Origin of the sequence: Exiguobacterium sp. PFWT01, assembly GCF_018255795.1 — a bacterium.
Taxonomy (GTDB): Bacteria; Bacillota; Bacilli; order Exiguobacteriales; family Exiguobacteriaceae; genus Exiguobacterium.
This window is the reverse complement of the sequence record NZ_CP073755.1, coordinates 611,958-627,492: the sequence shown is the minus strand read 5'-3', so window position 1 is coordinate 627,492 and position 15,535 is coordinate 611,958. Positions and strand designations below refer to the sequence as shown.

The 15,535-nt window shown below is 43.6% G+C and carries 11 protein-coding genes; 4 read left to right on the top strand and 7 right to left on the bottom strand.

The window, feature by feature from the left end; all coding sequences use genetic code 11:
- Nucleotides 1–106 precede the first annotated feature (106 nt).
- The gene (locus KD909_RS03345; RefSeq protein ID WP_211782381.1) at nt 107–1,696 is read right to left on the bottom strand and encodes a S8 family peptidase; all 1,590 of its coding nucleotides are present in this window, start codon (nt 1,694–1,696) and stop codon (nt 107–109) included.
- 280 nt (nt 1,697–1,976) lie between these two features.
- Here KD909_RS03345 and KD909_RS03340 point away from each other — a divergent pair, with 280 nt between their 5' ends.
- From KD909_RS03340 to KD909_RS03325, 4 genes are all read left to right on the top strand, one after another.
- Entirely contained in the window at nt 1,977–4,913 is a 2,937-nt protein-coding gene (locus tag KD909_RS03340; protein WP_211782380.1) for a hypothetical protein, read from the top strand.
- Nucleotides 4,914–4,938: 25 nt separating this feature from the next.
- Nucleotides 4,939–5,910 (top strand): SH3 domain-containing protein, encoded by a 972-nt coding sequence (locus tag KD909_RS03335; RefSeq protein WP_211782379.1) that lies wholly within the window; start codon nt 4,939–4,941, stop codon nt 5,908–5,910.
- A gap of 233 nt (nt 5,911–6,143) precedes the next feature.
- Complete coding sequence (locus KD909_RS03330; protein WP_211782378.1) at nt 6,144–6,587, top strand: sigma factor; 444 nt, start codon at nt 6,144–6,146, stop codon at nt 6,585–6,587.
- A 13-nt stretch (nt 6,588–6,600) separates the two neighbouring features.
- Nucleotides 6,601–7,464, top strand: coding sequence for a tyrosine-type recombinase/integrase (locus KD909_RS03325; protein WP_211782377.1), 864 nt, complete (start codon nt 6,601–6,603; stop codon nt 7,462–7,464).
- Between the two features lie 182 nt (nt 7,465–7,646).
- On the opposite strand, the gene KD909_RS03320 is transcribed toward KD909_RS03325, so the two are convergent.
- The 6 genes from KD909_RS03320 to KD909_RS03295 form a co-directional block, all read right to left on the bottom strand.
- The gene (locus KD909_RS03320) at nt 7,647–8,543 is read right to left on the bottom strand and encodes a hypothetical protein (protein WP_211782376.1); all 897 of its coding nucleotides are present in this window, start codon (nt 8,541–8,543) and stop codon (nt 7,647–7,649) included.
- Nucleotides 8,544–8,715: 172 nt separating this feature from the next.
- The gene (locus tag KD909_RS03315; RefSeq protein WP_211782375.1) at nt 8,716–9,111 is read right to left on the bottom strand and encodes an SMI1/KNR4 family protein; all 396 of its coding nucleotides are present in this window, start codon (nt 9,109–9,111) and stop codon (nt 8,716–8,718) included.
- Entirely contained in the window at nt 9,092–9,631 is a 540-nt protein-coding gene (locus KD909_RS03310) for an HNH/ENDO VII family nuclease (RefSeq protein WP_211782374.1), read from the bottom strand. Before KD909_RS03310 ends, KD909_RS03315 begins: the two co-directional genes overlap by 20 nt.
- Entirely contained in the window at nt 9,628–12,663 is a 3,036-nt protein-coding gene (locus KD909_RS03305; protein ID WP_211782373.1) for an ATP-binding protein, read from the bottom strand. Before KD909_RS03305 ends, KD909_RS03310 begins: the two co-directional genes overlap by 4 nt.
- A gap of 2 nt (nt 12,664–12,665) precedes the next feature.
- Nucleotides 12,666–13,241 (bottom strand): hypothetical protein, encoded by a 576-nt coding sequence (locus KD909_RS03300; protein ID WP_211782372.1) that lies wholly within the window; start codon nt 13,239–13,241, stop codon nt 12,666–12,668.
- A gap of 17 nt (nt 13,242–13,258) precedes the next feature.
- Nucleotides 13,259–15,532 (bottom strand): dynamin family protein, encoded by a 2,274-nt coding sequence (locus KD909_RS03295; RefSeq protein WP_211782371.1) that lies wholly within the window; start codon nt 15,530–15,532, stop codon nt 13,259–13,261.
- Nucleotides 15,533–15,535 lie beyond the last annotated feature (3 nt).

The following is a 15,535-nucleotide window of genomic DNA, read 5'->3' as shown; positions in this document are numbered from 1 at the left end:
TTTTACGAAAGCGCTTACATATTTAGAATAGTATCCATCTAATCCTCCAGTTTCTCCAGTTCTATAGAAAAAAAAGTCTGGTCCGCGTATCGCGGACCAGAGCCGTTCATCGTACCGTGATCGAATACGATTGGGAGATATAATATGGAGACTTCATTTTCACGGTGAGCTTCGTGCCAGCCCGTTGTTTCGGAATTGGCAGTGAGAACTCTCCTCTACTATTGATTCGCACAATCGGACTGATAGATTTCTGACCGCTGAACACCTGTAACGTGGCGTACTTTTTCCCCGTGCCTCTGATTGATGTGGATTGAGAGGATACCGCTCGAAAAGCCGGACGCTCTAGCACTCCGTAGACGGTTCGAGTGATGGGAAGAGACGGATTGAGTGCACGGTCGCGGGCGACGACCGTGACGGTCGAACCGACCTGCAATCCTGACGTCTCCATCCGGTATGTTCCGTTCGAGGCGTTTCGGCGATACGTCTTGCCTCGATAATGAATATCGATTGTACTTCCAATTTCAGCCTTACCTGTGATGACGCTGCTTTGGTTTGTCAATGTGCCAAGTGTCGGACGAGCAGGCGGATTAATATCACGGAGCATCGAATAGTCGTTAGCTGTGAAGTTCATCGCCTCACTTGAAATGCGACCATATCCATAGAGAAAGTCTTTTCCTGGATCGCCTAAGTCGACCGCGGTTGCTTTTAGTCGAGCATACACCATACCCGGTGATAATCTCGGTTCTTTTGAAACGAGTAGAGCAGCCATACCCGATACAATTGGTGTGGCCATTGAGGTGCCGCTCATAAACCCGTATCGACCGTTCGGCAACGTTGAGTAGATTTCTTCACCTGGAGCTACGACATCAATCGTAGATCCATAATTTGAAAAATCAGTAATAAAATCATCCATTGTTACCGCACCTACAGATAATACATCTTTGTAAGCTGCTGGGTACATCGCTTCTTCTGTATCATCATTTCCTGCCGCACCAATCAACACCACTCCTTGCGCACGGGCATCTCGTAACGTCGCCTCTAAGGCATTATTTCGATCGTATGTACCAAAGCTCATATTGATCACCTTGGCTCCGTTTGCGACAGCATGTTGAATTCCTTTAATCAAATGGGAAATTTCGGCGTCCTCACCTATGAAAATATCAATTGGCATCAGCTTGACCGCTGGTGCCACTCCGACTACACCTCGATTGTCAAATAGGGCTCCGATCGTTCCCGCCACATGCGTCCCATGGACACCTTTGTCCACGATGGTCGGAACGTCCCGCGTCGCATCGTATGGCGCAACGAGCTTCCCTTGGAACTCTGGGTGCGTCAAATCAATTCCGTCATCGATGACCGCCACCGTCACACCCTCTCCTCGATATGTCGACCATAGTGGCGAAATTCCGAGTCGTGCGATGTAAGGTTGATGACGGCTAATAATACCTTGCCGTTCAATCACTGCATTATCTGATACGTCAATGACCCCTTCTCTCGATTCGACTCGCTCCTCAAACGAAGCGCTTGAAGATTCGTTGGGCATCGGGATCGATACGATGACACGGTCTAGACCCTCATATAAAATTTCTTCACCCGGAATCGGTTTATCAATCTCGCGTTCCACAATGAGTTCTTCCGCTGAAGCGCTCGTTCCCCAACTGAGACAAATCAGCATTGCGAGTAATAATTTCTTCAATTTAAATCCTCCGTTCAACTTCTGATTTACAATTCTTTCATTTTTTTCTCATAAAGACAGTATAAACTTCTGATAACTGATTATCATCTTTTTCAAAAAAATAATAGGGAATCGAGGTAAACGTTCATAATAACCAGAAATCCTTTTTATTACTTTCAAAAAAATACAGTGTTTTATTTTTGAAAAAAATAGAAATATCTATTTTATTGTTTATACTACTCAAGGTACGTATCACGTACATACAAATCAATAGAATGAATTCATTGTAAGGAGAGAACAAATGAAGAAACAAATGATAGTACTGTACGCCAGTATAATCGGGTCCTTATTGCTTTCCCCACCCATTACCGAAGCGACAGCAAAAGAAACAGCAAATCAGAAAGCTTCACCCTCTTTTCACACTTACTCTTGGCTCAATCATAAAGAGATTCGCATCGGTGGAAAGACTTATACCTTACCCAAGCGTGATCAACAGTTCTTACTTCAAAATAAACAAGCACTCCAACGTGCCAAGTTAGCTGTTGTCGAATCAAAGTCTGGGAAAACAATGGAAATCATAGGCTTGGAACTGAACATGTCCGGTAAAAGCTCGACTCGAACGGTCAAGCTCGATGGTATGGGGCGTACGTTCAAAGGAGAAATCCGTATAAATGCAAAAAACATAAAGTTAGAAGACATCGAACAAGTCAATCGAGTCATTTTGACGAAACAGGCAACAGCCACGACACAACTTATGGACGTCAACGCCACAACACTTATACAACAAACGACGAAACACGATGCCACGAAACCTGTCGCATCATCGACAAATATCGTCTTGAACGAAAGCAGTGTCCAATACCTTGACATACTGCAACCACAGACACGTCTCTACGTACGAGATGAGAGCAGGGCATCACACGTCCGCTTGTTCGCCGATGCGGAGATTCGATCTTCCGCCAATGCCGGGATGATGACGACGCTATTGACAGGTCACAAGGTGAACACATTGAAGGTTTATGCGACAGTCAACCGATTCGCCAACTTGTCACACGAACTCGAGTTGGCTGGCAAAAGTACGATTAGAAAAATCGAGATGACCTCAGACCGGGGACGATTGACCTCGACGATGACTGGAACGATTGATGAACTAATCACCCATGGCGCGACGACGAATCTAGCATTTAAAGGGCCGCTTGACGTGAAACAATTGACCGTGTTCGGAAATGCCACTTTATCTTCTGAACAATTGATTCAACGGATGACGTCCCATCACGGTGGAGCAACGTTAATCCTCAACGCACCGATCGGGACTTTTCAGTTAAAAAACCAGGCCGCAGTCACGCTCGGTAACGAAGCAAACATCGATCGCTTCCGGACCGAGGCCGACCTCATCCTAGACGGAAGCGGCAGCATTCGGCAGCTCGAGGCCACTGCATTGGCAGGGTCTTTGAAATTGAATGCGCCGATTACTGAACTCATCGTCCGCCACAACGAGAAGCAGGCGATGACCATCTCGGGCACATCATCGATCTCGAGCGTGCTGCTCGACGGCAGTTCACCGGTGACGATCGACATCACGGCTATCGGTTCAATCGAAGGCTCCTCGACGAATACGAGCACGGTCGACTTAGGTCAAACGGAAGTCGACGTGATCACCCTCCCCGGAGATCAAGTGATCACGAAAAGACCCGAGACCGAACCAACACCTCCGTTCGTCGTACCAAGCCCGGATTCGCCACCGAAGACGACTCGCGAACAGCTGATTTGGATCTTACAACATTCGACAGGTGACTATACCATCATGGACGACGTCTCCATCGGCGGATTTGAGACGAAACGGGACACGTATATCGAAATCGCTGAAGGTGTCACGTTGACGATTGACGATATCATTTCAGGGAGTCATCGCATCCAATTTTTCGGAAACGGGACACTTCGTCTCGAAGATCCGAGTTATCTGTCTAGTCCGATTGTCAGTTATTCGAATACGATCAAATTTGACGGTTTTGCCCCGGAAGGCGTCTTCGGCATCGATGCTGAGTCTTCCATCTTTAAGGAAATCGATCATCTACAAAGCGCATTAGCGAATCCTTATCTCACACATATTTATTTCGATGGTCAACATGAATTAAACGAACCACTTGCGATTAATCGTCCGGTTCACGTGACGGGACGTCAAGGCGCGTCCCTTCATTCGAAAGACAATTCACTCCATCACTTAATCGAAGTCGAAAATGTCGACGGTCACGTCACACTCGAACAGTTCGACATGGAGAACAGAACGGGAGGCGGTCTCAGCATCCGGCGCGTTGATTCGGCGACCGTACAACAGATTCGTTCTCAAAATAATTTGAAAGAAGCCTTCTTTTTCGAAAACGTAGGCGTGACAGCGCAAGGTATAAGTTCAAGTGGCAATGGAATGGGTAGTATCCGTCTTGAGACGAGCCATGATGAGCACGCTCGTCCAACCTCGCTCGCCTTACATGACAGCGCCCTCCTCGATGAGAAGGTCATCTTTTCAACCACGCCAAATGACGTCACCGTCCAAACCCCGGACTGGCTGGAACGAAAAGAGGGGGCGACCGAGACATATTGGACGTATAAACCCGGTATATATAGCATCGGACGCCAAACCACCGAACCGATGACGTCACTGCAAGCGGCCGTCGATCAAGTCGACATCATCGGACGTATCCTCATCAGCGGGGTACAGACACTCGACGCGACAGTGAATATCCTTCACGCGGATCCGCAATACCCACAATCATATACTCTTATCGGAATGAACGGTGGAACGCTCGAAGCAGGTCCGAATTTCCAAGGTGACGAGTTACTGAACATTTCTGCCGACATGATTTCCTTGAAAAACCTTGTCGTGCAAGGCGCACCCGGCCACGGGCTCGTCTATGACGGTGTCTTTGATGGCACGTTGAATAACGTGACTGTCCGCAACAACGGGGTCGGTGGCATCTTCCTTCGCAGCGGGCAACTGAGCGCGTATGGTCTGAACACGTCCGGAAACGGAACATACGGTGTCAGGGTCGACAGAAACGACACAACGAAACGTCGTGCTTATTTCATATTCAACAACGGACACATCACTGAAAATGTTGCCGTCATCAGCGAACAGAGCGTGGCGGCTGGCCATGATTTTGTCGACGTCCAGTCACACGACCCCGCCCTCATCCGGCAAGAGAACGGTACCATCCTAACTTGGGTCCAACCTAACCAATAGGCCCATCATGAAATGAGGAAATCTGATGAAATATGTACGCCTGTTACTCATCTTCGCCCTTTGCGGTGCTCTGTTCACCCCAATGTCGGGTGAGGCCGCTACCGCATCCTACATCACGACACAACAAGTGGAGTTGAAACAAAAACGTTCAGCTAAATCGAAGACATTGATTTCTATTTCAGATGCAACGTCTGTATCATTTGTGAAGAGATATGGGTCTTGGACCCACATTAAATACCGTGACAAATCCGGATATGTGGCGTCTTCCGCGGTCGTCCGCATGCCGAGTAAAAAGCAAGTGCTCTACACGATCGACACGATCGATTTACGTGAAAAGCGAGTAACGAACAGTAAGAAGAAGTTGACGCTCCAAATTGATACGCCGGTCACCGTCATCAAATCGTTCGGCTCCTGGACCCAGGTGATGACGGGTCGTCAAACTGGGTATGTCCCTTCCAAGTTTCTGTCACCACTTTTGCCACTGAAGCCATTTCCGTCCTTGACGATGCGCCCGGGCAACGAGATTTTCTCGGTAACGTCCAAGGCGGCGAGTGTCTGGTCAGACCGGCCCCGATTGTTTGAACTTGAAGATCGCTACGTTGGAACGAGTACGCTTCTCTACCATTCAAAAGATTTGAAGGGAGCAGTCGTGTACTTGGGCTTTTCGAAGAACAAGCAAGTTCTCCAAGACGTCCAGTACAGCTACATCGATTGGATTCGAGAAGACACCTACTCGCTCAAACAAAAGACGATTCAGAATACGTCCCACGTCATGCAGGTGACGGCGGATGCCATCTTCGGGAAGGGAACGAAAGCTTCTGAGGCATACATGGCGCTTCTGACAAGGGAACGTGAAGCATTCCTCGCCTATCGCGAAGCGGAGCGCATCCATGGTTGGAACGTCGTACACGAAAAACACTTCACGGAACGAATCGGAACAACGACGGTTCACGTCCATGTGTTGTTCAACAATATCTCGCTCACCTTTAGCGAATGACAAAATGGCACGCCCTTGCAAAGGGTGTGCCATTTTGTCACTTATAATGGTTGTTATGCGGTTTTCGCACCTCGCCAACCGTGTCGTTTCGTCAAATCAAACAAGATATAGCCTCGAAATGCTGTATCCCACTTGCGCCAAGCCTTATGAATCAAAAGCAGGGATTCTCTATAACAACCATTATGCTGTAACCACCTAGGAAACTTGAGACGCGCGCGGGAAAGCAGTCCATCATGCCAGACGCAAACGAACAAATCAAAGAGTGGGAACCGATGATCTATTACGTCATCCGCCAACTCCATCTCCATCCGAACGAAGTCGACGATGCCGCCCAGACGGCTCGGATCGCCCTATGGCGAGCCATTCAGGACGGCAAGACGCTAGGGAAGACCTACTGTTTCATCCGCATCCGTGGTGCCATCTTGAATGAGCGTGCCAAGCAGGCGAAGACGCTTCAGCACGAGGTGACGAGTGAACGACTCCCCGAGCAAATCGACAAGAGCGAGATGCCGCTGTCCCTCTGGCTAGACGACAAGCGTTCTACTTTACCAAATCGTCATTTCACCTTACTCTGCCATATGCTTCACGGAACTGAAGCATCGCTCGGGTACTCCCCGAGCCGCCTCCGCGCCTACAAGGCCGAACTCCAGCGGATGCTCCGTGAGGACGACAAATAAGAGGAGAATGAAGATGACCTTACACATGAAAGACGCTGTCGACCAGCACGTCCACTACTTACGCATGACCGGAAAATCGGACAACACGGTCAGTCAGGCGACCTATAAGTTCGCCCGCTTCCAAAAACTTATGGGACAGAACCGAACTCTCGATGACTTCAAGACGAGACAGGACGTCATGCCGTATATCAATGCCCTCCGCTCGGAAGGATGCCAACCGGTGACCATCAACAATTACTTGAGTGCACTCCGTGGTCTGTATGACTGGGCCATCACCGAGCAACTCGTCACGCACAATCCGTTTCATCACCTTCGCGTGAAAGTGACCGAACGTCCACCTTCGGACGTCCCTACACCAAGCGACTTACACCGAGTCATCGATGCAATCGACGTCCCGTTGTATCGAACCTTTTTGATGCTTCAGTTGCATACGGGGATGCGCATCAACGAGGTGAGACAATTGACACTTGATGCCATCGATTTGAACGCGCGTCTACTGTACATCCACGAATCGAAGACGGGGAAACCGCGCAAGGTCCCACTGAACGATGCGACGCATGCGATGATGACAACGTATCTAGAGGAAGAGCGACGACGCATCGATTCGCCATATGTCTTCCCGAGCGCCCGCGGCGACCTCATCTGCAAGACGACGATCAACCGTCATCTGAAACGCGCCGCCGAGGACGTGCTCGGCACATCCGTCACATCACATACGCTCCGGCACGCCTTCACGTCGCACCTCTATGATATGGGCGTAAAGGAAACGACGTTGTCCGAGTTGCTCGGTCATAGCGAACCGAAGACGACACGGCGCTACATCCGCGTGCGCGAAGACCATCTGCGTGATGCGGTGGAGCGATTGACGTTGGAGTAAAGGAAATGAAAAATCCGACCATTTCTAGTGGTCGGATTTCTTTGTTAAAAGTGATTAATACCAGTCAGCAAGCCACCAACTCACATAATTTGTAGATAGAGTTTGATCTATGTTGGAGCATATCACTTTTGAGATTTTCAAGGTTGATATTCGAACGTAGGTTGTTCGTATGCATCAATGCATTATTTGACCGTTATCTGAATTTTTTTCTTTCCTGCCGAGAAGATTTCTGGTCCATTTGGCCCATCTAATCGGACTTGAGCACTTAATTCAATCGTTGCCATCCCTTTTTGTTTGGCGATGAACCCAAGGCGTCGCTCATCCCATTCAATCACAGCGTCTTTCTCTTGAAATGCATAAGGCGAGTAAAAGTAGTTTCCTTTCACGCTAGCATCGTATCGACCCACGCCAATCTTTTCTCCGACTTTCATGGTGATCTTCGTAGGACCTAGAAGTTGTCGCCCTTTCAAGCCTACCCAATACTTCGGATTATCGGCTACATCACGATCATCTTTCCCCGTTCCACCACCAACACGAACCAGCTTGCCGTTTTTCATTTTCAATTGATGCATAACGATGGAATGACGCATGACGTACAACGTGTCATTTTTGATGATGGCATTTCCAAAATAATCAGCTGGTGATGAACCCAAGAGACGAATCTGTTTACCATCAGCTGATCCAATCGTGATCGGCGCCATGATCTCTGTTTCGATTCCGTGAAACTTGCCTAATACGACTTTTTCATGTCCACCAAGCTTTCCAGAGGTGAGAAATTTCATCTTCATCACTTCTAAATATTCTCGTTTGTAAACGACGTTCCACTTTTCGTTTTTCCATTCGTATACTTTGACGAAATAGTCATCTGCCATATTTGTTTTCGTATCTCGATTGAACAGGACCACGACTTCTTCCATTTTCGACTGATTCATTTGAGCAATCTCGTGGGAATGATAACGATATCCATCCTGTGTCGTCTTTTGAAGTTCTTGAATCAATGTTTCCGTATGACTCGCTGCCTCGACAGGTGTTCCTGCCATAATTGTGAAAAGAATAATGGCAAATAACCACTTTTTCATGTTTGTCTCTCCATTCATTAAAGTTTGAATTGAAATCGATTTATTGTATCAAGATTCAACTGTGAAAATCCGTTCATTTCCTAACAATTTGGAAATTAATTTTTTAAATTTGGAAGAAAAAGTGCACAAAAAAAGCTCACCACATGAGTGAGCTGTAAAATCAATGAACCGTTCAATTCAAAATACTCTCTAAATAATTTTCAAATGAAGTATGAATCACTTTCAACTCTTGGTTGTTGAATTCATAAACTTGCCCAGAATCATCCATTACAATTAGAATCCCATCATATCCTGGGTTTTCAAGCACAATCATTTTTCCCAAAACAGATGCACGTTTTCTTTCTTGAATGGTATTCTCGACGACATCTAAATGAGTAGAAGGAGCATGTCCAAACACTTCATGTTCTTCGATTGATGCAGCGCCATATTGCTTCAAGAAAAATTTATAGTCTTCTGAAAAATGAATTCCTAATTGTTCTTCCATTTGCTGAATGGTCGAGCTAGCTACTTCCCCTAACACAAGAGCTCTTTTTTCAGTTACTGCTTGATCAATCCGTTGACTGTTCATGTTTAACATCCTCCGCTCGTGTTTTCCAATGTTCAATTTTTTCTGAGTTGAATGCCACTCGGTCGATTGATGATACAATTTTTTTATCATGTAAAATCCCATCATTCCCAGCCCCACGATGCTCGTCTACCCGAAGCTCTGCTAACGGAGAATCCATCCGTTGACCGATATGATGCAATTCTATTGGTTTCCCCTCACACAATGGAGCAAGACCTTGTTCCATCCGCTCCAAATTTGTTCTGCCGAATAAATCTTTTTCTTCATAATCAATATCTGTACGAATTAGTACTTCTCGATCATTCACTTCTCCAAGTTCTACGTTTGCATTTTCATAAATTTCGATTTCTTCTAAGGACGCCGATTCAAATTCTTCAATTACTGTAGTGAATGTCTTCGCTTCAAAAACTTCAAAAACATTTTGATTTCCTAAATCATCTCTTTCCGGAATAACTAATTTTTCGAAATCACTTAGGTTTTTGATGGGAACCCCTTCATCTCGTACGATGTTTTTTTCAATCATACACTCATCCCCTTTTGATGATATAGTACTAATCGTTCTAGCTCATGCTTATCTTCAATATGCATACCTGCAAAATGCTCAATCGCTTGTTCAAAACGTCTTCTAAACTCTTTTGAGTCTTTTGCGAACGAACAATACCTAAAGATGAATACTCCCCCGATAAGATGGAATACAATACGAGCACGAATTCCGATGAATAATCTAGAGAATAATATTGGTTTACGATTATTATAAATTTGATTAATCATATTATTTAAATGAAGCCGATCTTCTTCTTCTAACGTTAAGCTTTGAATGTATTCTAAAAGATGTTCTTCTTTTATAGATGGGGCTCGCAGTGGTTGATCAACGAGTAGATGACATAAAACTTCAGACAATTTGGTTTCCTCGGGAACAGGAAGCTGAAGAAGATGTTCGGACGCTGATGCAAGATTGACTTTTACCATAACCGGATTCAGCCATGTACTTTGATGAACAATCGCACTGCCGGGACGTAGTTTAGATATTTCCTGAATCTGATCTTCATTTAAACCAATTGACTTGCCAAGACGTTGTCGATCATCTGCATCTGGCAATCTCATGATAATTTTTGTATTCGTATTTTTTATTGCAGCTGGGTCAACCGCACTTGGGGATTGATCTACAATAATGAAACCTTGCCCGTACGATCTCATTTCAGCAATTGCGTTTGTCATCATCTCAACGGATTTTTGTTGAATTGTACTTTCCCCCGAACTAGACACATTTTTTAAAAGGTGATGTGCCTCCTCTAAAATCGTAATATGATTTAATGGATTGTTCATGGTAGTAGCTTGACTCATCCGATATTCATGTAACTTCAAAAACACAATCCCCATGATAATTGATTTCGTTTCAAGTGAACCGATACGACTCAAGTCAATGATGACATTTTGGTCGAACAAGTCTTGATCCGGAACTGAACTACCACTAAACAGAGGACCAACAATGCCATTCACCATCGATTCGATCCTTGCGACTAACGAACCTTTATAATTGTCCTCTACTTCTTTTGAAAAACCGTAGCTAGCAATTACGATTGGCAACGTTTTAAGTAAATCGTGAAACGTAGGATAAATTGGATTGTCTTCAATATGCGTAGATGAATCAAGTAGCCATCCAACCCGTTCGTAGGTCTCACTGATTGCTTGCTTTAATATATTCGGCATAGCTGCATATAATGGCCAACATGCACTCATGATTTCAACTAACCGATCTAAATGTTCTAAAATATGAACTCCTTCAGGAAACATGAATGGATTGATACGAAGCAGTTCACCTTGCGATAAATTCGTGCCGAACACAGAAACATCATTTAAATGGCCATAGACGTGACGATATTCTCCCTTCGCCGGTTCAATAACAAGTGTTTTGACTTGGTGTTGTCGTAAGCCATCTATAATTTGATACATCGTGTTTGATTTACCAGATCCTGTAGAACCGCTAATAAATGTATGACTTGATAATTGTTCTACATTTAAATGAACTTGCTGATCTTCAACTTTTCCGAAATGCTGTAACTTACCTAATTCGATTTTCCGACCTGATGCATCGCCGAAAATATATTGTACGCTTCGTCCGAATTCGGCCATTCTTACAATTGGCAAGGTATTTAATGACTTTTGGGGCAGATGAAGTGCCAAAGTAATTTCTTCCCCGTGAATTAATGAAGTAGGCTTTACATAAAGTCGTTGATTCGCCGTTTCTAGCTCGATTATCGGATGACAGAGATTCGAAAGATAGTTCGTCATGTGAGGAATCTGCTCTTCGTTCCATTGCAATAATGCACCTTGTTCAATCGAAGAATTTTCTCCACGAATTACGGATCGATACGTTTGACCAGCAATTTGAGCTACTTTTGGATTCTCAGCAATAAAGTAAGCAGAGAATTCCCACATCCCATAGTCTTCTGCATCACTAACGCGTTCAAGTTGAATATCAAGTTTCTTCATCATTTCACTGACAGTCTTATTTTCAAAAGTCAGTTGCATCGATTCATTCATTGTTGTCGTAGCAGCGACCGACTTCGAATAATTCATTGATTCACCTATTGATTCACCGTTAGACGTTGTTTCGCCAAACGATTTTGACTCGCTCGTACCTATACTTTCACTAGTGGATTTGCTTTTTGCATAACCACCACCAACTTGAGCTGTAACACCTTTTATGTTCATCATCCCACTGACCTGTACTGATTTCGAATGCGCAACTCCTGTTGTTTTCGTAGTTGATGTAGAAGTACTTTGACTTTTCGAATGACTGATCGTCGATGTCGCACTCTTCGTAACACCTTCAGTCAAACCTTCAGTCACAGCTGCACTTTCAGCCGTCCCAAACGTTCTTGTCGATTGGCGCAAAGGGGATAGCTCCGTGTAAAGCGAAGCGTAATTCTGTCTTAGAGATGCGACATCGGAAGTAGAGAGCGCTGACCCAATAATAACCGCACTGAATCGTTCTCCTTGCATCGATTCAATCAAGCGATCAATTCCTTGGGCTTGTTGTAAGGACTTTTTAGATGGAATTCCACAAACCGATACGATAGATGGTAAATCACTGTTCCGATGAAGGATGGAGTCGAACAGTTCACTTGTTTTTGAGTTCGATACCACCTTCAGCACACTACCTTGAAACTGACTTTCAAAACTTTTTTGAAACAAGTCGTGTAACGGATAAATTTCTTGAGTAGCCTCATTGGTTCGAACTGCCATATACAAATCGACTTGCTGACCATTACTATCAATCAACAATGAAAGAGTCCCGTTCATATGACTAATTCCATTAAACAAAGTTGTCAGCTTATCCGTAATGTCCTCATCCTGTTCATAAACAAGAGTCATCACCTTCATAATTCGGATATTTTTTTGTACAGTAAACCCTTCCCCCATAAATTCATACGGTTGAATTTCTTGTTCTGGTAATCGCATCAAATAATTGCGGTCAACAATATCATTGGCTAGAAGAATCGCTTGATTCAGCGCATGTACATGATCTTGCGTTTTTGTTAATGTATTCATCCTTATCTCCTTTCCGAACCGCTAACAATCCGTTTAACCATCTGATATAGCTCCATAAGAAGTTCCATAAATGTCGAAGAATTTGTATGATGCTTATTTGACTCAAAACGCTTTAATTCAGTACGAATTTCATCAAAACGTCGCTTTTCTTGTTTATTAAACCCTTTACGCCGATTCATGTTTTCTAGCTCAATGAGTTCTTTCTGAAGCTCTCTCATACGAGTTTCCTTTGTATAATCCTGCCGTGGTCTATCATTAGCTTGCCCCTGCGCAGAACGAGATGCAGGCGCAGGTGACAAGTATCTAGCAAGTTCAGTAATGTGTAACAGCAAAGCCTTAGAATAATGTTCTGTTTTCAAGTACGCATAAGCGTCCGTCAAATACTCACGATTCCAATCTTTTTTTTCTTTTCGTTCGAAATAATCAACCGAATCCCAAACAGGAACATTCCCACGATCAATCATTGAAAGTGCACGCGAAATCATTGCCTCATCATTTGGATTTGCGATGATATAGGTAGATAAACGACGACGAATCATTTCAACATCCTTAGCCTCAATTGCTTCAATTAAATCCATGTTATTCTCCCCCATACTCAGTTTGTTAATAGAACATCTAATTTACTAATAATCATCCGTAACCATTCTTTATCTGCCTTGTGGCGAGCAGCCTCTTCTTCTACTACGCCTTGATTTACCGTTAGCTTCTGTAACCGATTCATTTTCTCACGAATAGCATCTTCTAGTATTTGTAGTTGATCTAGGAACATTTTTTTAAATGAATCCGTTTGTTCTGTTGCTTGGGATTGAGCGGATTTCAATAAATCTTCCATATAGTCGACAACCGGATTAAGGTATTGCTTAATCACTTTTTGCATATCCACAAACTCATGCGTTTCGTAAATATCCTTTTCATACGTTGAAGACTCTCCCCATGTCCACGGCTTATACCACTTCTTGCTCGAATTTTGTCTCGTTTCCGTTCTGACATAAATTTCTCTAGCCTCCGTGTACATCGAAATCAGTTCATTTGCATCTGGTAGGTTAACAGTCAACACGTCTTCCGTGATACTAGTCGCGATATTCAATTCAACTGAAGAATTCAATAGGTTTTGAATCGATTTTTTGTATTCATCTGCATACGCATCAGCTTGATTACGCAGTCCCTGCTCAATCCCTTTTTCTAGCTCAATTAGTAACGTTGAACATAACAGTTCTACTTCTTTTTGGAATTGGCTGACCATTAACTTCGCTTCGCGCTCTTTCACTTGATTTTCTTGTTGCATTGGTTCAGAAACATCAATAAGTTTTCCAACAAACTTTTTATGAGTCTCAACTAAATACCTCTTAGCTGTTTCATCGCTTAGCGATTGAATGTCTTGTATGAGCGCTTTTCCATGATCGCCTTTTTCAAGAAGTTCGTTTACATAATTAATTTCTTGAATAAGGTTTTGTCGTTGCTCTTCATTTTCTTGAATTTCCTCTTCGATTTTAAACAACATATTTTCTTGCTCAATCACTTTTCGGAAAGCTTCGACTCCATTTTTTATCTTGGAAGTCACTGCATATTTTTCAAGATATTCATTGATGACCTCTTCGATAACAGGTACACCCGAGTAAATGATTGCCTTTTCCTTATCGTCCGCTGCATCTTCTAAACGAGTTTTGATTGCATTTTGAACGGACGGAGTCAGAGTGGGGTATCGATGCATCTGCATTTCCTCTTGTTCGATAAACCGTTCATAATCATACGAATCTCTTCTTTGTTTCGCTGTTAATGTCTCTCCAGACTGTTGCATCCGCAATAATTTGGCCAGTTGAGCAGAAATCGGATAAATGTTCGGGTGCTCGATCCCATGACTTTCTAAATAACTTTTAGCATTATCTAACGCTACTTGTAAGGACTCTCCAGCCTCGACATCATATTTATCAGCTTGATTAAGAACAAAGATGAAACGGTCTTTCGATTGTTTTCCAGATACCTTCATCGCTTCGGACACATTACTTAAAAGCAGATTGTCATCATTGATTCCAAGTTGAGAACCGTTTAATACATACATGACGATTGGTTGTTCTTCATTTTGAATAATTCGGAACGTTTGTGTACGATGCTCCATATCTCTCGAGTTATTAGGTCCCGGGGTATCAATCATCACTAGATTCATCCCTTTAGAGGAGATGTGTGGAATAGATCCTTTTAAATGAATGGTTTGAATTTCATGATTTTCATTAAAATCAACTAGATCAGTTGGAGCAATTTCTCGAATTGCTTGGATACTTTGTTGCTCAGAATCAAACGTTTCCGCCGAGAACGTTTCTGTTCCCTCTTGGTTATATATTCTTGTGATTTTTGCTGTGCAGGCTTCATTCTTTGATGGAATTAATTCTTTTCCAAGAAACGCATTAATCAAAGTCGATTTCCCAGAACTCATTGTCGCAATAATGGCAATTTCAAATTCGTCATTCATCGATTTCTCAAAATTCTTCTGGACTTGTGCTGTTTTTAGTTGTTCAAACGGTCCTTCTTGAATTTCATCCATCAGTTCTTTCAGTTGATGGATTTTATCACTCGGGTCCATAACTCGAATATGTTGACAATAGAATTTAGTGTCTGTGTTTTTTTGATTGTGATGCTGACAGCTCAGAGTCAAATCTTCAAAATCGGAGATTGTTCCTGAAAAATCAATTGTAATCTCTTCTTCATTCACATCTTTTTCAAGCGCACTACATAAACGTTCAATCCAAAGCTGGAGCCGTAAGTTTTTACAATCATGAAGTGCGCTATTTTTATTTACTAAGTACTCTGCCCCATCGAAATGAATTTCTGTTTCCATTAAATAAGGGTTGTAAATCATTTCTACATGTTTCATTAA